Below are 16,813 nucleotides of genomic sequence, written 5' to 3' on the forward strand. Positions count from 1 at the left end.
TACAGCTCATTGGCCCTGGCCGCTCCGGCCGAAGAGGAGGGCTACTACGGGGTCGCCCGGGTGATCAGCGCCGAGCGCAAGGCCCGCAATATGGATTCCAGCGCACGTCCCGGTATCGGTTCGTTTGTGTCCGGCGACGACAGCCAGAAGGACATGACGGGCTCGATCGGGGTCGGTTACCGATTCGGCAATGGCTGGCGCGTGGAGGGCGAGTTGTCCCTGCCGCAAAAGGACAAGTTCACCAGCGGCTCGACCACTTTCCCCACCAGCCTCAACGAGCACCACATCGAGTCCAGGCGCGTGATGCTCAACGCCTACCGGGATTTTCGCGTGACCGAAAAGCTGTCGGTCTACGGTTCCGCCGGGCTGGGCCTGGCCCAGCTCGAGTCGAAGGGCTGGCAGGGTAACGAGTCGCGCCAGTACGGCTCCGCGACCCAGACCAACCTGGCCTGGTCCCTCGGCGCCGGCGTTGCCTACGACGTGACCGATCGCCTGGCCCTGGACCTCGGCTATCGCTACATCGACATGGGCGATACCGAAAGTGGCTGGAACAACTTCGCCAATGCCCGCGGCCTGCAGGACGAGAAGATGAAGGCCAACCTGGTCTCCAGCGAGGTCGTGCTGGGTATGCGCTGGGCGTTCTAGGTCGACAGGGGGGACGTTTTATCCATCCCGGGCGGGGCCGCATCGGCCCTGCTCACAGGGGATTAGCAGTTGTGGATGACTTTCATTTAATATTTGATGGAAACGTTTCACTCCCCTAAATTTAAGGAAGTTTTAATATGTCCCGTTTGGTTGAATTTCGCAGGCTTGAACAACAACTGGCCGAGCAACTCGCAGTGCTTGAGTCAATGAAAAGCGACACTGGCCTGAAACGGGAGCTGGAGTTCGAGAGAAAACTGCGTGCGTTGCTTGGCGAATATGGCTTCAGTCTGAAGAACGTCATTCGCATTCTAGACCCAGAGGCAGGTCGTCGGATCTCTATGTCGATAGTCGCACCTGTAAGGGCAGTCCGTAAAGCTCGAGTAGTGAAGATTTATAAAAATCCAAATTCTGGTGAGCTAATCGAAACCAAGGGGGGGAACCATCGTCAGCTGAAAGAATGGAAAACTAAGTTTGGAGCCGATATCGTCGAGTCGTGGCGCACTCAGTAAAGGCGGGTAGATTTCAAGGTGGAGTTTCAGCAAAGTTTGCCTGTCTAATTTATCTTAAATATGGATATACGAAGTATCGCACCTACAGGTGTTTTTTAAAGCTTGAGACTGTTATGCAAATCGAGATGCCCAGAAGAAAGGCGCAGGGCAGTAGGATCTAGGTACCGACAAACAAAGAGCTGAAAGGTTGCAAATACGCACAGTGGGCTTGTGGACAAAGCATGACATCCATCCAAGTAATCCTCGGAAGACGCAAAGCATTCATTGGTTTGAAAGCCTGTCTCAGTATCATTCATAAATGGCAGCCACTCCGAGCCAGGTTCATTCAAGTAACAACGCAGCAGGGCGGTTGGTAATCCCGGCCGCGGGTGAGTTTGTTGAACCATCGCGCGGCAAGATCACGGCTGCCGAGAACCTCTGCCGCCTGGGTAAGGATCATGTCTCGCTGCTTCAGGTAAGCCTGGGTAGTGCCTGCTCAGGCATTCGGCGGAGGGGGACGCTCGTGCTGAATGGCCAGTGGCCAGGCTTGGGTTGTACGTTTGAGTGCATCGTTGCCACCTGCGAGTTGCGAAGCTCAACCCCCTCGCCACTATTGTGATCAGTGACTGCCACACCATCGATTCCTGCAGCCATGTACTTGAGTAGGTATTTCTGCAGCGTCAATTCATCGGGAGTCCCAATCGAGGATTGCCAAGCATTCGTATCCTTTGATGCCGGGGTGTTGGTGTGGAAATCGAACTTCCACCAGCGGGCGCCGACGAAGGGCCAAGCCTGATTCATATTCTTTCCTTGTTGGCCATCCTTTACCGGCTTGGAACCCAATGGCGCTGGCGTGCGTTTTTAGGTGGCACTATCCCAATAATCGTATCGTTCAATCGCCTATTACGACTAATGATGTGGCGCGATTCAGTAAGCTTTGGATATGGCCGATCTTTGTAACAAAGCATGTAGGTCCAATCCGATGCAATGGGTTTTGCAAAAGACTAGTAAGCCCACCCCATCCGCTAGATGTATCAACATAAATTCAACTGTCTGAATGCTTGGTGTGGTGCATTTTTGTAAACATCTCGGCGCGTTTCGAGTGTTTATTTCCGCTTTTCGAAACCTTGACTCTCTGAGGGTGCTATTTCCTCTCTTCTAATTGGGTTTGTTTACATATTTTGTCAGCATAAATGCAGTAAGAGAGGGACGCTTTTCGCTCCCCAGGATCGCGCAGGAAAAACGACGTGTCCGTCTATCAGCGTATCTACATCAAGACTGACTCACCCCGTGAGGTCGAACAACTAATTATTAACACGCTCGGCGGGGCCGGGAGGCTTACAAAAAGCGAAAACGGCGAATACCTCCGGCCGATAGCTGTCGCCCCGCGTGACCAACATTCTGTATTGCCCTCTCGCTGCTTTTATGGAACGCCAATTGACGCTGAGGCTGATACGGGGTGGTACTGGCTAGAGTCAATTTTTGATTGCTGGAGTATTGATGCATGCTGGGTGATCTGGGCATTGTTCAAGTCACCACTTGTGGCGATTGTCGCGGAAGACAACGAAGTGAGTGCTGATGATTCAAATTCTCCGGCGTGGATCATAACTGCTGGGCATGAGTTGGTTCTGGAAGGCCCGCCGATGGGGCCGCTCGAGTAGGAAGTTCCTGCGCAGTTGCACCGCAAGCCCTGGCCTAAAAAAACCGGGGCTGAGGACGTAGGAAGAGGCGCATTTTCGCGTCCATCAAACGAGGGAATTCTTGATTATGAAAAAAATCGCAACACTGCCGCTGGACTGTGATGCTGCCAAGCGGAAACTGGACGCACTCAATCTCGAGCCAATTGATTTACCGATAGTGGTCAACATGTTGGAGGCAATCGATTCAGCGAGTGACCGTCGTCACCTGGATTTGATAATGGCTGAGGCCAGCGGTCTGCTGAGAGGGCTAACGCATGGGCTCGTATTGACCCCGCAGCAATTAGTCGAAGTTGGGATGCTCTTCGACGCTGTAGCCATTCATGAACGTGCCCAGATGAACTGACCGGTTCCATAGGAAAACACCTATGAGCCTATGCACCATCAACCCGCCATTGTTCTCGCGCCCCCACCCAACCGTATAGGAATTCCTTTAATGCTGATGCAAACCCGTGAGTATCGTCCCATTGGCGCGCTGCCAAACTCTCACCCGGTTAAGTTCGAGGTGTCGCCGTTTTCCCTGCATGTAAACATTGGCCAGCCTTACACCAAAATGGCGGTCAAGCTGGATCAGCTACACTTCGAAGAAGCCACGATGACGTTCGACAAAATTCCGGTGGTCAATGTAGCTGGCGGTAGCGACAGCAACCTGTTCTGGAAGATCGCACTCAAGCCCGAAGACGCCGCAGACCTGAAAGCGTTGATTGCCGAAATCCTTGAAGCGGCCAAGAGCTTGTAACAGACCCCGCCCGGTACGCCGGGCATTCAAGGAAAATCCGCAGCAAAAAAGGCCACCCGAAGGTGGCCTTGAAGTCATGCAGCAATCAGTTGCCTGGCAAGTGCCATCTCCACTGAATCACCATCCTGGTTCAACGAGTCGAGACCTGAGTCTGGCACGTCTCCCGACGTGCTTTGAGCCACGGCGATCTTCTTGGCCATCAGTTGCAGACAGGTAATCTGCGAGCTGCCGGCATAGCCAAAGAAAACGACCCGCACAGGTTGCTTCTGCCCGATCCGCCAAGACCGTCGCGCCGCCTGCTGCAGGGTGTACACGTTGTAACCCGTCTGCAGGAACGCAATGGTCGGAAAGTCGAGCAGATCCAGCCCGGTCTTTACCAGCTCCGGGTTGGTGATCAGCACGTCGATACCGCGATCGACCTGGTCGAGGATCCAGTCCTCTCGCCTGGCCGTATCCACGGAGGCTCGAAGAACCGCAACCTTCAAACCTGCCTGCTCTAACACACGTTTGAGCCTGCTGGTTGTGTCCCGTGTACCGGTGTAGACGGAGTAAGCCAGAACCTTACGGTTGTTGGCTTTCTCCGTCAGGCATAGGTCCAGAAGTGCCTGCTCCTTGGGCATCAGTTCCTCATCTCCGAAAATCGCCGGCACGAATGCCAGCGTGTCTCTGGAGCGAGGGTGCTTCACTACCTCTGGTCGAAAGCAGCAGTCCGGCCAGGCCAGCAGTACGTTGAGCACCACCCCCAAAAGTGTGGTATCGCGGCGAGCTAGAGCCTGGCGCAACTCCGCAGTCAATGTTCCCGCAAGCTTCTGGTAGGCCGAGGCCTGGTCAGGTGCCATTGGTATGTCGATGAACTCTTCCTGGTAGTCGGGCAGAACGTTGCCACCGATGTCCTTGAGCTTGAGGAATACGGTGAACGGCAGCACGAAGCGGTGAATGCCTTTCGGGCCGAAGCCCGGGGCTTTCACTGTCCGTACCGAGAGCTTCTTGCCCTTAGCCGTTTTGTGCGAATCACCATCGCGTTCGGTGTAGATGTCTTTCAGGACCCCATGATCGCGCATGAAAGACATGGCCGCAGGGGCCATGCTGCCGCGCGCGTTGGGCCGGTAGCCGTCCTCGATCATGCGCTGGGTGAGGATGCGGAACAGGAGATAGAACAGGTCGTCGGCGTAGCCGCCCATCAGCGTTCCGGTCAGCAGCACGGTTTTCCGTGCCTTGGCCGCGAGAACGCCCATGGCCTGGCCCTGGGCCGAACCGCTGTTCTTGTATTCATGCCCCTCATCCACCACCAGCAGATCGAAGCATCCGTCTGGTAGGTAGCGTTTGATGAACTCGGTGGGTTGATAACCGCCTTCGCCAAGGCCGAATTCGAGGTTGGCCATCCCGCGTTCCATGCGTTTAGCCTGGCGGTCGTTGAAGATAAAGTTGCCCTTGGCGTCCATCAGATTGATGAACTCGGACACATTGTCCACCAGCATCGAGGCGAGAAAATCCTCTCCGAAGTCGTTCAACAGTCTTTCAGCGCGCACGGGGCCAATGGTCGGGATCCGACACATCGACTTGAGGATGGTCGTGCGGCGGCTGCCGCCTTCCGTCCTTCCAGGCCGCATTAGGGTCCATAAAGCTGCATCACAGTGAGAGCAGCGCCGGCGGCGTTCCTCCCGCTGAAACTCCTCGACGGTGATCAGGTTGCCTTCAAGGTCCTGCAGCACACGACCGCAGTCCGGGCAGCCAGCAAGTAAACGACCACCACCAGCACGTCGTTGCCAGCATGAGAGGCGCCAGTGGAAACCCATCCGCATCCGCACGCGGCCGAGGATGAAAAACTCCTGGCGTCCATCATAGGGTAACCCGATCTCGTCACGTAGCTTGAGCAGTTTGGCCAGCGAGTCTGGTCCGTTAAGTACCCAAACGCGAGCATCCGGGATCGTTTCGAGGATCTCGCGCCGCCACTTGTAAACCAAGTGCGGTGGCGAGATGACCATGGTTCGGCGGTAACCAGCAGAGTGCATCACTGCGGCGACGGCGATGGCCATCATGGTTTTGCCGGTGCCCATTTCTGCGTTGATGATGCCGGCCTGTTCATTGCGATCGAGCAGAAGCGCGGTGATCGCTTGAACCACGTCAGCCTGAGCCTGGAATGGCCTGCGATTGAGGTTGTCCATCACCAGTTGGCGAGCAGCATTGCTGTTGCCGGCGTAGACCGGGGGATTGGATTGGTTGAGAGAGTCCAGCAGCTCGTCACCAAACTCCTCAATGAAGTCGGTTAAGCCAATGGTCAGTGGGAAAGCAGATGCTGGGATAACAGCTTGCGAGAGGTCGTTCACGGTGTTTCTCCTGGACGGATGAAACAGGGCATGCACGACACCCGGTCGGGTATGGTGCATACCCTGCGGGTTGGTAGATGGTGCCGTTGTGGCAGTGGGTCAGTAGTCCTCAGGCAGCAGGACGGTGGTTACGCTGCGATCGGCTTCGGTGATGATCCAGAGCCTAGTTTCGTCGCCGGCTGAAATGTCGTAAGCGGAGAACAAACGATCGCCGCACTTTAGAGCCTGTTGGTTGGTCTGCTTGTCCTCGTCGCACAATTCCCCCCAGTCACCGGCCAAGTGGCGCCGAACGTATGGGGTAAGTTCTAGTGAACCGTTCTCCACCAGGTGATGGACGGCGTTGGTGCAAACAAGACGCCCCGGGGGAAACACGGGCACAGTTAGATGGGGGCCTGTTTCCACCGTTGGTGGTTCAGGTGGTGCCTCCTCCTCTGAGGTGGATGAACTTATGGTCAGAACGCGACCAAAGTTTGGTGAGCTGCTGGTCATCTCCCAGGCCCGAATAATGGGCACGAAGCGATCAGTCAGGATCCTCACTTCAGAAACGTTGCCGTCCTCGTCTTCAGTGAACTCGGTCTTGCGGACCTTATCTTTGTAAGTGTCGCCCTTTAGTACCAGCACACGTCCCGATCGTGAGGTCACGACTCCTGCTATCGCTCCAGCTGCCAGCGCGAGCGCTAGGTGCCAGCGAGATAGCTCCTTCACTGGAGGTCGAGGCTGAATGCCAGCCTGGCCAAAGTGCAGGGTGAAATCTGGCCATAGGCCTTTTAGACGTTGGATCTCCGCGCCGAACTGCTCCGGTTCAAGGGTGATTCTGTAGAAGTGCTCAAGCTCGTTCGTCGTCGGTACCACCGCGTAAGGCTCCCATGGCCATGTGGCTGGAAGTTCCTCTGCGACTTCTTGTCCGGCCCCGATCGCCTGCAGGCGATCACGCACTTGGGTGACCTCATGAGGTTTGGCCAGGTCCTGCCGGCGAACGCGAATCCCGAAAATGACGACCTGCTTGAAGGTCGGGTCAGCCGCCGCGTAGATGCGCAGATCGGTGAAGTGGTTGCATAACCACCCGCTCAGCTCATCGTCCAGGACGTAGTGTGGAACGATCAGAACCAGAACCCCGCCGTACTGCAGTAGGGGTAAGGATCGTTGGTAAAAAAGCTTTTCCAGGCGCCGCCGACCGTTGCCTTGATACTGCGAGGCGCCGGAATGATCTGCGACAAGATCGCCATACGGTGGGTTGAGCCAGAGAAGGCCGAAGGATTGGCGGCTGATCATGGTATCCATGAGGTCGCTGTGTAGTACCCGATCGAGCAGGGTACGTGCGTGCTCTGCGCGCTGTTGGTCATATTCGACTGCGAGTGCGTCGACCTGGTCTCGACCAAGTGCATGTGCTGCTTCCGCGATTGCAACGCCTTCGCCGGCACAGGGATCGAAGATCCGCATTCTGCCTGTCGTAGAGGGGATGAGAGCCTGTAGCGAACGCTCCAGGGTGATTTCATCTGTGGGGTAGTAACCGTTGCGGGCAAAGTTGCGCGCCAGGCGCGGGAACATAAGAGCCATGAAGCCTCCTGGGTATGTGTGCTGTGTTGACGCGAGGTTTGTTGAAGAGGCTCAGGGAGTGGCCTGAGTTGTGGTGTTGAGGCGTCCTTGGCGAATGAGGTCGCCTAGGGTGGGTTCCAGAACATCGAGCTGCAGATTGAGTCGCCAGGCGTTGATCGCGCCCAGCGCCCCGGGGAGGGGTTGCAGCATTTGGTGTTGTACGAGTACCTCCAGCACAGGCTCTCGCCAGTGCTGCAGGAGTGGTAAAGGACAGGTCTCTGTGATGAGTGGCCAAAGCGCGTGATGAGGGTCTGCATCCTGCTCGAGGAGGGCATAAGCGAAGTGATTGGCGCGATCCGGATGAGTGCAGCGTTTGTCGAAAAGCCACAGATGAAGCAGGCTGCCGAATAACGTTCCGCGGAACTGGCGGGTGGTGCGCTTCTCCAGCTGGTCAGCATTGGGGAATACCGGAATGCTGCGGCCGTCCTGGATAATGTGGAACTGATCAAGACCGTTCTCGGCAGAACCAAGGGTTAGCCTGGCCAGGAACTCCTGCAGGGCTGTGTCGCGCGCCCAAGCCGATAAGAAGACTAGATTGCGCGTCTCATCGCATACACAGGCGTCGACGTATAGGTCTGGGCACTCTTCGATCTGAAAGAGCTGGGTGGGGCTGAGCATATGTACCTCCTGAAAGGAGGGGAACCCGCCCCGAGAGGCGGTGAAGCCCCTCGGGGTGTGGTCTGCTACTGGTTGTTGAATCTAGGGACGACGTGAGCCTGATTTGGAGCTTTTAGCCCGTGGATCAAAGGCAACAGCGTTTTCCAGGAATAGAGGGCTCTTTCCGATCAAGAAGATCTGGCCCATGTACCGAGGGCGCAAAGCCACGGCCGCGTCAGCTTGTTCTGCTGTCAGGCCGAGTTCGTCTATGAAGAAATCCCTCATTTCCTCGTTGCCAGACACCTCATTGTTGCTGAGCTGATCGTCAACGTTGGCCAGGGTTTCTGGAGTCAGGTTTTGGAAGATGGGACGCATGTGAAGCTCCTACTGAGACGAGGAGCGCCCATGAGGGAGCCCCTCAAGGGTGGGTGAAATTGGAGCGGCTGGTTAGGCCTGGTGCGCTTCGCGCAGTTTGTTACGCCAGTCGTTGTTTACTCCATCTGGCGCCATTTCCAAGAACGAAAGAGGGCAGCCGTAATACAGAGGCCCAGTTTCTTCGCTCAATGGTTTGTGTCCCCAGTCACCCTCGTACTGATCGATGAGGTCAAGCTGGATAAAGGTGTAGGTGTCGCCAACTGCGTTGTCCTTGACGATGCCTTTGATCTTTAAAGTTAGTCGCACCACTGTCCAAAGCTCATTGCCGACGAGCGTATGTGCGATGACCTCGCGATCACGACTGAACGTGCTATCTGGGGCCAACAACTGATGCAGGAGATCTGCTTGAGTTGGGTGAGAGTAAGACCATCCCATATGTGGACTCCACTAGTTATCTAGGGCCTAACAAGAAGACCCTGTGAGGTTGTGTGCTTGGTCGGGTCAAGCTGGTTGCTTGAGCGAGGAGAGCCTCCAGACCTGAAGTTTGAAGTCGAGCTCGTAGCCGAGTTCGCCGAGTCGGACGCATTGCTGACGCAACCTTTGGCGTTCCACTGTCGTGTCCAGTCGTACCGAGGGGCCGATAGGCCAAATGGTCCCGAAGAGTTGTTTATCTGCGTCCTGAGAGGTAATCGGCGCCAGCGTCGGTAATGTCTCCATACCGAAAGGCGCGTCATCATCAGCTTGGGTGGAAGGTCTCGATTTATGCCGATTAGGTTTGTGAGCTGTGTCAGGTGTCGACGTGCTTGAAGGTTCTTCGTCGATAGGGTCAAGCTCGGTGTTCGACAACCTATCGGCCTCTTCGGCGCTGAGATTGGCCACGTCGTCCAGCGTCATGCTGTCCAATTTGGCCCGGATCTCAACAACGAGTCGTCCACCGGTGGTGTAGTACGACGGGCGTATCTCGGTGATGACAAAATCACCGCGGTACTTCCCCTCGTTGTACTGATCGAGAAGCGCGTCCTTGATGACGAATTCGCCGATCGAGGTCGATAGCCGCCCTACATTGAAGTCGCCATTGCGACCATTGATTGTGCGTATGGTCAGCTGGCCGGGGAGATTGATCATGGTGTGCTCCAGACAGCATCGAGCATTGACCAGGAGGGGCTTGCTCGCTGGATGAAAAAAAGCCCGACAATGTCGGGCTTGGAGGGCTGAGTTGCCAGTCTGAACTACCGGCAGTGGGTGGGGGATTCATCTCTGAGTGAGATGCACAGGTACGATGTACCAGGTGCTGACTCAATGCGATGAAGTCTTAGGTCCAGCCAAATTCGTTCTGTCCGTTCACCTGCAGGAGGCAAAAGGAACAGGCTGAAGTTGATCTGCAGTTCATTCGGGTGAAAGTGCAGTTCTCTATACGCCTCGAGGACGACATCGCCCAAACGGTTCCCGATCTCTGCTGCGTCTTGTGGGGCTTCGACATGTACGGCTGCTTGCCAAGCCCGAGGCGTTAAGACCACAGGCAATTTCCGCAGGGCGGCCGGAACATGGTCAATGGTGATAGTCATCTTTGTTCTCCAGGTGAGGAAAACCACCTGGCCCGTCTGGGAGGTAGTTTCCCAGGGACGGTGTGAAGTTCGGTTGTTAATTCAAACACTCAGCGGGGCGTTGCCTGAGTGGCTTTAGTCATGCTCAGGGCATGGTTCGTCTGAATAAGTACAGTGCGGACACCGCTCTATTTCTTCGTCGATTTGTTCGCCTTTCCAACCCTGCTGCCAACCATTTTTTAGCAATGGTTGAGATGCAAGGAGAGCTGGGGGGGGTGCGTATGGAACACGGTCTCGGTATGCAGTTCTGCCGCAGACGCCTGCGTCAAAAAACGACCATAACAGTCTGTCTTCATCCTCAAGCAATTTGGCTTTCTCGAACTCAGCCCGAACTCGTAGCTCTTCTAGCAAAACCTCATGCAGCCTTTGTGCGAGTGCTGATGCGTTTAAAGTTTTAGACCGCGAAGGTTGTAGCAACATGGTGAGTCTCCAGGTTAGGAAATCACCGGGCCCTTGAGGGTGGTGTTCCCTAGGGTAGTTTGTAGTTTTTGAGGATTAATGCAGACCCATAATGGGCTTCGCCCATTTAGGCCTCGATCATCGTAGGTTCAAGTTTCTTGACCAGGAGATCTACTGCAAGGACAGACAAAGACACAGCGCTCAGAGTGATCAGTACGACATCACTGAGTAACACCCCAGCAACAAGTCCTAGCATGACCAGCAAAAACAGAATCTTCATATCGAGTCCTGCCTTAGGTAATGGAAGGCACCCCGAAGGGCGCCTTGATTTCAGTTATGCAGACTGGCGCAGATCATCGTCAGTCTGTTGTGGGGCATCAGCATCGCGTTCCTGGTTTCCCTGGGGCTCTGCAGTGTCTTTAGGCTTGGCCTCGTAGACCATTTCACCGTCCACCTTGATCCAGCCGATGAAAAGAAGACGACCCTTGAGACTTGCTCCAGGCTGTCCTTTTTTATCGCCTTTCTCGTAGATGAAGGCATCGGACCAGATGTCGCCGATACGAAAGCTCACGAGGACCTTTTTCGCAGCTGAGACAGCATCCTGGCACCGGCGAATCAGCTTTTCAGCCTCGGCGCCGACGACATTGCAGTCGATGTAGGAGTATTCAACATCGGTAGAGGAGCCGTGCAGTGCAGCAATGGTTACAGCCCAGAAGGGTTTGCCTTTGCGAACTGAGACTTCCCGGATACGGTTGAGATAACCAATGCCGGTGGTGTGCAGGTCGAAGAATTTAGCTTCGTTGGCTTGAGTAGTGCTCATGGTGATTCTCCAATTTCGAAAAAGCAGAAAGCGGAGAAACACTTCGCCCTGGAGGGGAAAGTATTCCCCGCGAGGGTTGGTAGAGCAAAGGGCAGTGTTTAGTGCAGGAACTTCATGGCAGCGATCAGCACGCCAACGGCAGCTGACAACATGACGCCCATGCGAATGGTGAGTTTGACCTCAAGCTGAGAGATTTCAGTTTTCAATTCAGCAGTGAGGTCGGTACGAAGAGCAGTTACGTCAGCCTTGGTTGCGAGTAGCGAGTGCATGTCGGTCTCCAGGGCATCAATTACTGCATTAGCTTTCTGTTCCGGTACGTTAATCGAGATCAACGCCTGGTACAGAGCCAGTTCGGTTTTCATCAGACCTCCAAAATTAAGAGAGGCCTGCCCAGACGGGAAAGGCCCGTCGTGGGTGGGGAGTATGTGCTTCCATCGACAATGTCGACCGATCGCGCTACCGGAAGCTTGGCGATCTAGGGGGGACCAATGCGGAGTTCGCATCGCAGTCTTGAAGATCATGACTGCCTGGGCATGTTGCTGACGACGTCAGCGATACACGAGGTCTAGCATGAAAATGACAAAGAAAAATGTCAAGCCTCTCGTGGGAGAAAGCTTCCCCAGAGGGAAGCTTCCCAACTGGGGTGAGTGAGGTTGGCTCAGCAGATCGCGTTGGCATCGACCGGACAGATGAGGTCGTTGAGTGACCCAAGCCGTGGCGATGCAGCTACGAGTTCTACTGGTTTTTTGGCACGGCTGCGGCGCTTGCGTGCCGGTTGGACTATCGCTCGGGTGTTCTCGCCATACCAGTGATTGAGATCTACGCCTTTGGCACGGACCATTGCTGGTATATGGCTCATGTCATCCACCACTTTGGGCGAGAGACATGGACCAGGGAATGAAGCGTGAGCATTTGCCGAGGGTGCTTTTACTTCCTGGGTTGAAGGCTTTCTGATTGCACGCATAAATTCTCGTGCAGCAGTGCCGAGGGTATAACCGATTTGGAAGCTGAGATTGGACATGGTGTTTCTCCTGCAGGTTGAGGTGCGGAAAAAACACTGTCCCTGACGGGGAAGTGATTCCCCGCGAGGTGAGTAACTTGAAGTGCTTCCATCGACTATGTCGACTGATCGCTCCACCGGAAGCTTGGCGATCTTGGGAGTTGATCAATGCAGAGTTCGCATCGCAGCCTTTAAGATCATGGCTGCCTGGGCATGATGCTGACGACGTCAGCAAAACACGTCCATATCATCGAAGGGAGATCTAAAAGAGTCAAGTCATCTAGAGGGTCAGACGTCCTACCGCCGAAACAGCGGGCAGCTCTCGGTGAAACGCCGATTACACCGACAGCTGACCGAGGGCTGTCCCCTGAGGCTTCCATACATTGCCGCTGTACAGCGACAGGACGAACGCCTGAAGGCTCAGGGCCGCTGAATTGTCTGCACTATCGGATAGTTGCCCCTCATGAGGGGCTTTCAAGCAATAAGTTGCCAAGCCAACCTTTCCGAAATTATATGCTTTTTGAAGGCTTTTTATATGAGGAAAAGATCTTTGTTGTATTTGCTGGTTCAGCTATTTTTTAATCGTAAGTCTATCGCTATGGTGAGTATTATGAAGAACTTAATTTTTGCGATGGTTGCCGTGATAATTGTATTTCCCGCTTTTGCTTCAGAGAATAATGTGACGGATTATTCGATATTTAAACGACCAGATACTACTCTGCCATTCAATGCCATTAAATTAGGATCAAGTGATGCGTGTGGTGTTGGCACAGATAAAAAGACACAAATGAAGTGTCAGCCTTGCAGTAGCGGTTTTCACAACGTAAAGGCGATAGTAGAGTGCACCCAGGCACTTGACCCCAGTGGGAAACCCTGTGGGACGATACTTTGCGAACAATGTCTGTGCGCTCCAAACTAAGAGACCAGGCAGACACAAAGATTTCATTCACGGTTACATATGCCGGGCGCCGGCTTTTAGACGGCGCTGGCTTAATCGAAATCTTATCTATTGATTGAGATTTTTGATTATATTACTGTCAATCCGTGCTTCCCTTGCCTGTTGTATTCTTCCCTGCAAATACTAGAATCGTGAACAGTAACATCGAACACAATATGAAAGTGTCAGCTTCTTCATCAGCCATTCCTTAGAATAAATAATCGTTTGCCTGCCACCAGCATTGCCGGCGTATTTTCGGAAAAAATAATAGGGACAGCTTCATGGATTTGCGGCGCTGCCGGCATTTCAAAAAATGGTGCTGACAAGAGGAGTCGAAGAGGGGCAGGAGGAGCCACCGAGGGGAAGTAGGTGAGTAATTCCCCTCGGCTAAAGTTGAAATTGCATGTGAGAGTTATGCCACCTGTGCAAGATTTTGAAGCGTCATTGATCCCTGGGCAGTGATCTGGACGTCTCATTCCTTCCACCTGGCCGATTATCGTGGCTGAGGCCAGCAAACATAAGGCACGCATCCGCGCACAAAAGGAGCCCTGCGTTTCGCCGGCGGGCCACCGGCAGAGAAAAGCAGCTACCAATGGGTAGCCTGATAGTCCTTCACAAGACCATCAGGCTACCCATTGTGTGAGCTTTAAAAAGGATGGGCCACAACACCAGTGTGGCCCTTTGATTACTGTGCTTCGAACCTCAAGAGAACCCTTTGTGCCTATGAACTCGCGATTCACGAGTTGACGGCTGCGTGTCTTGCTTTGAACAGGGAGACACAGGGAGCATCCTCAACCAGGTCCGCACGCCCTTCCCGGAGCTATGCGTGCTTTGGGGGTGGTGATGGAGAAAACTGCATCACCGGGCGCTACTGATGACCGCCAGTAGCCAGCGAGGTGGAACCGTTTAATAGGTACATTGTGGCACAACGCGTATACCGCTGCTACACGGCGTCCTGCGGACCTGGAGGGTTAGCGGTAAGCGACGGCCGAGCCTTCCGGCACAGGAGAGGGGATAGATATGTTCGTGACACCTTGGTTTGGAGTCACCAACCTACCATTTTTGGCGAACCCAACGGCGACTGAAGCCCCTGAGAGTACTGATAGCTCGTTCACCAGCCCGGCAGCCGGTGAGGGGTAGTACGTGTAACTGATGCCGGCACTCACGTATCCACTAACTCCTTGCATTCGCACGTACCAGTTGGGAAGGGACAAAGCGCTGTCCGGTACGGGGCCGGTGATGTTGGAGTGAGTTTGGGCGTACTCCGAGAGGGCGTTGCGGTAAACCATCAAGTTGCTGGCAATGGCCGACAAGTCTGCCGCTCTTGAGGTGGTTTCCTCGTCGTGAGCCAGTTCGCTGAGAGTACCAACGGCGATACCCACAAGTACTAAAACCAACCAGTAGAGGGTCATTTTTAGTAAAGCCTTCTGCAGTTCACAATTTTCCAATCCTCCATCGGTGCGGTGATCCCGGTCATGACATACCCGTCCGGGCAGTTAATCGGCACCCAACCTTGGCCAGGTCTATTCGTTTGCGTCCACAACTCGCCCAATTGAACCGAGCTGCTCTTCCAGACACCGTCCTGGCAGGATAGCGTGAGGCCAGAAGGGTCCTTTGCGATAAGTCGGTTGTCGCTGCACCCGGTATCTTTAGTGGCGACTCCTCCGATGGAAATGAACTCATTGGTTGAGATCCGGCCGGTGGCAGTCATATTTCCGAACGCTACAACTTGGCCGCCGACCAGGGTGCCACCTGTGGCTAGGCCTTTGTCGTTGTAGATCCTCACCCAGTCCGGGTCAGCCTGGTAGATCCCTCCACCCCATTTTTCACTATACCAACCAGTATCTCCGCGGGTCCTGAACCATCCTCCGGTATAGGTTTCCCCCTTGATATCAGCGATCGCACCGTTAAGCGTCCCGGAAGCGGTGACATCGCGGGCTGTCACATCAGCACTGGTGGCAACGTTACCTGAGGCTGTGATTGCGCCGGCGTTATTGATGTTGTTCCCACCCATGTTAAGGGCGGTGTTCATTGTGTTTAGCTCAGGTTGGCCGGGGACTGCGTTTCGGTACAGGTAGTCATTCGCCAAGGCGCCGTCCATCAAGAACAGTGCGCTTGCGGTATGACCTGCACCAGGACTAATCGCAAAATTGCTCAAAGCTACCTGCCAACCTCCTCGCACACCTTGGATGACGCTGGGATTGGTCGAGGAGATAAAGCCACCAGGTCCCCCCAGGTTCTCTGCAATTGTTCGAATACCGAGCTCCGGAATTGCTTGACCGCCAGTGGTGACCACAATGGCCTCGAGTTGATTAGGATTAGGCTTGCGCGCCAGGCCAATGATCGCTTGTCCAAATCCATTGGTATCGGCGAAGCCGGACGGCAAGTAGTTGGTGTTTCTGAGCATCGCCACCGTGATCTGAACTGGTGCGGTGGCAGTCGCGCTTGCCAGAACAGTGCTGTAGTTATCCTTCAGGTACTTCCCCAGGGCCTCGGCGACTGTTCTCTGTTTGTCGGCGGCGATCCTGTAATCCTGGTTGTCCATCTGGCGGATCATCCAGACTGATGCCAGGGATATGAGTATTGTCAGAACCAGGAGCGTCATCGCTGCATCAATACTCAGCAGCCCGGCCTGTTTGTGTTTACTGGTCATTCCAGAGGCTCCTGGAGGATTGATTGGCGATGTCTTGCTCGAGCAGCTGGAGCTGTCCTATGCGGATCTTTTCCCTGATGCCAGGAGCATCGGATCCTGTAAGCGACAGGCATTGAAGTTTCAGGCGTTTAACACCCTTGGCGTCAGGCTGCAGTGTTTGGTGAATCACTGCGATCAGCCCCTGTGCAAGTAGGCGTATGGCGTTCGATACCTTGGGCTCCGCAAGTGATGCCAGCCGTTCGATTCCTTGCGTCACGCTTCCCGCATGGCCCGTACAAATGATGAAGTGTCCATTGATCGAAGCCTGGACTACCTGAACGGCTGTAGGGGTATCACGCACTTCCCCTACCATCAGAATCTCCGCACGAGTTCGAAGTGCCCGAATCAACGCCTCTTCGTATCCTCCCTGACGCCTAGACACAGGCACTTGAATGCAGCGGCCTGGTCCATGTTCTCCGTGCAGTAGAGGTTCTGGAGGGTCCTCTACGGTGAAAGCCATACCTCCCAGTTCCTTAAGCCGCGCAACCAACATAGAGGCGGCACTTGAGGTCTTCCCTGATCCCATTTCTCCACAAATGAAGATCAATCCACGGAGCGTTGGGCTGAACAGGCTCTGATGGAGATCATCGGGTAGGCCGAGGTCTTCCAGCGGGAGGATCTGAACGGCTGATTTGCTAAGCACGAACAATGATTGCGCGTGAAGGTCTTGCAACTGGGTGACTCGGTAGACCGCCCCATCAAGGATTAGCGAAAACTCGGGCTCTTGGGTCTTATTGAAGTGCTCTTGGCATCGCTCCCGTAGTTGCTGAATTTCAGCACTCCAGTTCTGGGGCGCAGGAACACGAGTGGGCTGCCCAGGCAGCCCCTTCACGTCTGCGAAACCGTCTCCGAGGTAGAGGTCGACGAAGTTGGCTTCGGAGATTGCGCTCACACTGA

General features: G+C 54.6%; 19 protein-coding genes and 1 pseudogene. 5 read left to right on the forward strand and 15 right to left on the reverse strand.

What is annotated here, in order from left to right:
* Together PVZ80_RS21080 and PVZ80_RS21085 are read left to right on the forward strand one after the other, a co-directional pair.
* Window positions 1–645, forward strand: a 645-nt coding sequence (locus PVZ80_RS21080; protein ID WP_337960731.1) for an outer membrane protein, incomplete at its 5' end; no start/stop codon positions are given.
* A 137-nt stretch (window positions 646–782) separates the two neighbouring features.
* The gene (locus PVZ80_RS21085) at window positions 783–1,154 is read left to right on the forward strand and encodes a histone-like nucleoid-structuring protein, MvaT/MvaU family (RefSeq protein WP_273864496.1); all 372 of its coding nucleotides are present in this window, start codon (window positions 783–785) and stop codon (window positions 1,152–1,154) included.
* A 573-nt stretch (window positions 1,155–1,727) separates the two neighbouring features.
* Here the strand turns inward: PVZ80_RS21085 and PVZ80_RS33870 are convergent.
* Window positions 1,728–1,934 (reverse strand): annotated as a pseudogene (locus PVZ80_RS33870) (hypothetical protein); the annotation flags it as partial.
* Between the two features lie 446 nt (window positions 1,935–2,380).
* Here PVZ80_RS33870 and PVZ80_RS21095 point away from each other — a divergent pair.
* The 3 genes from PVZ80_RS21095 (at window position 2,381) to PVZ80_RS21105 (ending at window position 3,569) form a co-directional block, all read left to right on the forward strand.
* A complete protein-coding gene (locus PVZ80_RS21095) occupies window positions 2,381–2,794 on the forward strand; it encodes a hypothetical protein (protein WP_273864498.1) in 414 nt (137 codons plus the stop codon).
* 106 nt (window positions 2,795–2,900) lie between these two features.
* Complete coding sequence (locus PVZ80_RS21100) at window positions 2,901–3,176, forward strand: hypothetical protein (RefSeq protein WP_273864499.1); 276 nt, start codon at window positions 2,901–2,903, stop codon at window positions 3,174–3,176.
* Window positions 3,177–3,266: 90 nt separating this feature from the next.
* A complete protein-coding gene (locus PVZ80_RS21105; protein ID WP_273864500.1) occupies window positions 3,267–3,569 on the forward strand; it encodes a hypothetical protein in 303 nt (100 codons plus the stop codon).
* 74 nt (window positions 3,570–3,643) lie between these two features.
* On the opposite strand, the gene PVZ80_RS21110 is transcribed toward PVZ80_RS21105, so the two are convergent.
* The 14 genes from PVZ80_RS21110 to PVZ80_RS21175 form a co-directional block, all read right to left on the reverse strand.
* Window positions 3,644–5,896: a DEAD/DEAH box helicase gene (locus PVZ80_RS21110; protein WP_273864501.1), complete on the reverse strand. Its 2,253-nt coding sequence runs from the start codon at window positions 5,894–5,896 to the stop codon at window positions 3,644–3,646.
* Window positions 5,897–5,995: 99 nt separating this feature from the next.
* On the reverse strand, window positions 5,996–7,453 hold the full coding sequence (locus PVZ80_RS21115) for a DUF6094 domain-containing protein (protein ID WP_273864502.1): 1,458 nt from the start codon (window positions 7,451–7,453) through the stop codon (window positions 5,996–5,998).
* 51 nt (window positions 7,454–7,504) lie between these two features.
* Window positions 7,505–8,110 carry a hypothetical protein gene (locus tag PVZ80_RS21120; RefSeq protein ID WP_202338760.1) on the reverse strand — a complete coding sequence of 202 codons (606 nt, stop codon included), beginning with the start codon at window positions 8,108–8,110 and terminating at the stop codon, window positions 7,505–7,507.
* 81 nt (window positions 8,111–8,191) lie between these two features.
* Window positions 8,192–8,464, reverse strand: coding sequence for a hypothetical protein (locus PVZ80_RS21125; protein WP_124374065.1), 273 nt, complete (start codon window positions 8,462–8,464; stop codon window positions 8,192–8,194).
* Between the two features lie 72 nt (window positions 8,465–8,536).
* Complete coding sequence (locus PVZ80_RS21130; RefSeq protein ID WP_202338759.1) at window positions 8,537–8,899, reverse strand: hypothetical protein; 363 nt, start codon at window positions 8,897–8,899, stop codon at window positions 8,537–8,539.
* 66 nt (window positions 8,900–8,965) lie between these two features.
* Entirely contained in the window at window positions 8,966–9,589 is a 624-nt protein-coding gene (locus PVZ80_RS21135) for a DUF3275 family protein (RefSeq protein WP_202338758.1), read from the reverse strand.
* A 104-nt stretch (window positions 9,590–9,693) separates the two neighbouring features.
* On the reverse strand, window positions 9,694–10,029 hold the full coding sequence (locus tag PVZ80_RS21140) for a hypothetical protein (protein ID WP_273864503.1): 336 nt from the start codon (window positions 10,027–10,029) through the stop codon (window positions 9,694–9,696).
* 565 nt (window positions 10,030–10,594) lie between these two features.
* Window positions 10,595–10,747 carry a hypothetical protein gene (locus PVZ80_RS21145; protein WP_164486046.1) on the reverse strand — a complete coding sequence of 51 codons (153 nt, stop codon included), beginning with the start codon at window positions 10,745–10,747 and terminating at the stop codon, window positions 10,595–10,597.
* A 54-nt stretch (window positions 10,748–10,801) separates the two neighbouring features.
* Window positions 10,802–11,287 (reverse strand): STY4534 family ICE replication protein, encoded by a 486-nt coding sequence (locus PVZ80_RS21150; RefSeq protein ID WP_124325311.1) that lies wholly within the window; start codon window positions 11,285–11,287, stop codon window positions 10,802–10,804.
* Window positions 11,288–11,385: 98 nt separating this feature from the next.
* Entirely contained in the window at window positions 11,386–11,649 is a 264-nt protein-coding gene (locus tag PVZ80_RS21155; RefSeq protein WP_038634552.1) for a hypothetical protein, read from the reverse strand.
* A gap of 296 nt (window positions 11,650–11,945) precedes the next feature.
* A complete protein-coding gene (locus PVZ80_RS21160; RefSeq protein ID WP_202338754.1) occupies window positions 11,946–12,308 on the reverse strand; it encodes a hypothetical protein in 363 nt (120 codons plus the stop codon).
* A 1,887-nt stretch (window positions 12,309–14,195) separates the two neighbouring features.
* Window positions 14,196–14,636, reverse strand: a complete 441-nt coding sequence (pilM, locus tag PVZ80_RS21165) for a type IV pilus biogenesis protein PilM (protein ID WP_273864504.1) — start codon at window positions 14,634–14,636, stop codon at window positions 14,196–14,198.
* Between the two features lie 2 nt (window positions 14,637–14,638).
* Complete coding sequence (gene pilV, locus PVZ80_RS21170; RefSeq protein WP_435307275.1) at window positions 14,639–15,877, reverse strand: shufflon system plasmid conjugative transfer pilus tip adhesin PilV; 1,239 nt, start codon at window positions 15,875–15,877, stop codon at window positions 14,639–14,641.
* Entirely contained in the window at window positions 15,867–16,808 is a 942-nt protein-coding gene (locus tag PVZ80_RS21175; RefSeq protein ID WP_124325306.1) for an ATPase, T2SS/T4P/T4SS family, read from the reverse strand. The genes pilV and PVZ80_RS21175 overlap by 11 nt, the downstream gene beginning before the upstream one ends.
* Window positions 16,809–16,813 lie beyond the last annotated feature (5 nt).

Origin of the sequence: Pseudomonas sp. B3G-3 (genome assembly GCF_028640915.1) — a bacterium.
GTDB lineage: Bacteria > Pseudomonadota > Gammaproteobacteria > Pseudomonadales > Pseudomonadaceae > Aquipseudomonas > Aquipseudomonas chlororaphis_I.

Coding starts and splice junctions, on each gene's coding strand:
- PVZ80_RS21085 (WP_273864496.1), top strand. CDS start 783: ATGTCCCGTTTGGTTGAATTTCGCAGGCTTGAACAACAACTGGCCGAG.
- PVZ80_RS21100 (WP_273864499.1), top strand. CDS start 2,901: ATGAAAAAAATCGCAACACTGCCGCTGGACTGTGATGCTGCCAAGCGG.
- PVZ80_RS21105 (WP_273864500.1), top strand. CDS start 3,267: ATGCTGATGCAAACCCGTGAGTATCGTCCCATTGGCGCGCTGCCAAAC.
- PVZ80_RS21115 (WP_273864502.1), bottom strand. CDS start 7,453: ATGGCTCTTATGTTCCCGCGCCTGGCGCGCAACTTTGCCCGCAACGGT.
- PVZ80_RS21120 (WP_202338760.1), bottom strand. CDS start 8,110: ATGCTCAGCCCCACCCAGCTCTTTCAGATCGAAGAGTGCCCAGACCTA.
- PVZ80_RS21125 (WP_124374065.1), bottom strand. CDS start 8,464: ATGCGTCCCATCTTCCAAAACCTGACTCCAGAAACCCTGGCCAACGTT.
- PVZ80_RS21130 (WP_202338759.1), bottom strand. CDS start 8,899: ATGGGATGGTCTTACTCTCACCCAACTCAAGCAGATCTCCTGCATCAG.
- PVZ80_RS21135 (WP_202338758.1), bottom strand. CDS start 9,589: ATGATCAATCTCCCCGGCCAGCTGACCATACGCACAATCAATGGTCGC.
- PVZ80_RS21140 (WP_273864503.1), bottom strand. CDS start 10,029: ATGACTATCACCATTGACCATGTTCCGGCCGCCCTGCGGAAATTGCCT.
- PVZ80_RS21145 (WP_164486046.1), bottom strand. CDS start 10,747: ATGAAGATTCTGTTTTTGCTGGTCATGCTAGGACTTGTTGCTGGGGTG.
- PVZ80_RS21150 (WP_124325311.1), bottom strand. CDS start 11,287: ATGAGCACTACTCAAGCCAACGAAGCTAAATTCTTCGACCTGCACACC.
- PVZ80_RS21155 (WP_038634552.1), bottom strand. CDS start 11,649: ATGAAAACCGAACTGGCTCTGTACCAGGCGTTGATCTCGATTAACGTA.
- PVZ80_RS21160 (WP_202338754.1), bottom strand. CDS start 12,308: ATGTCCAATCTCAGCTTCCAAATCGGTTATACCCTCGGCACTGCTGCA.
- pilM (WP_273864504.1), bottom strand. CDS start 14,636: ATGACCCTCTACTGGTTGGTTTTAGTACTTGTGGGTATCGCCGTTGGT.
- pilV (WP_435307275.1), bottom strand. CDS start 15,877: ATGACCAGTAAACACAAACAGGCCGGGCTGCTGAGTATTGATGCAGCG.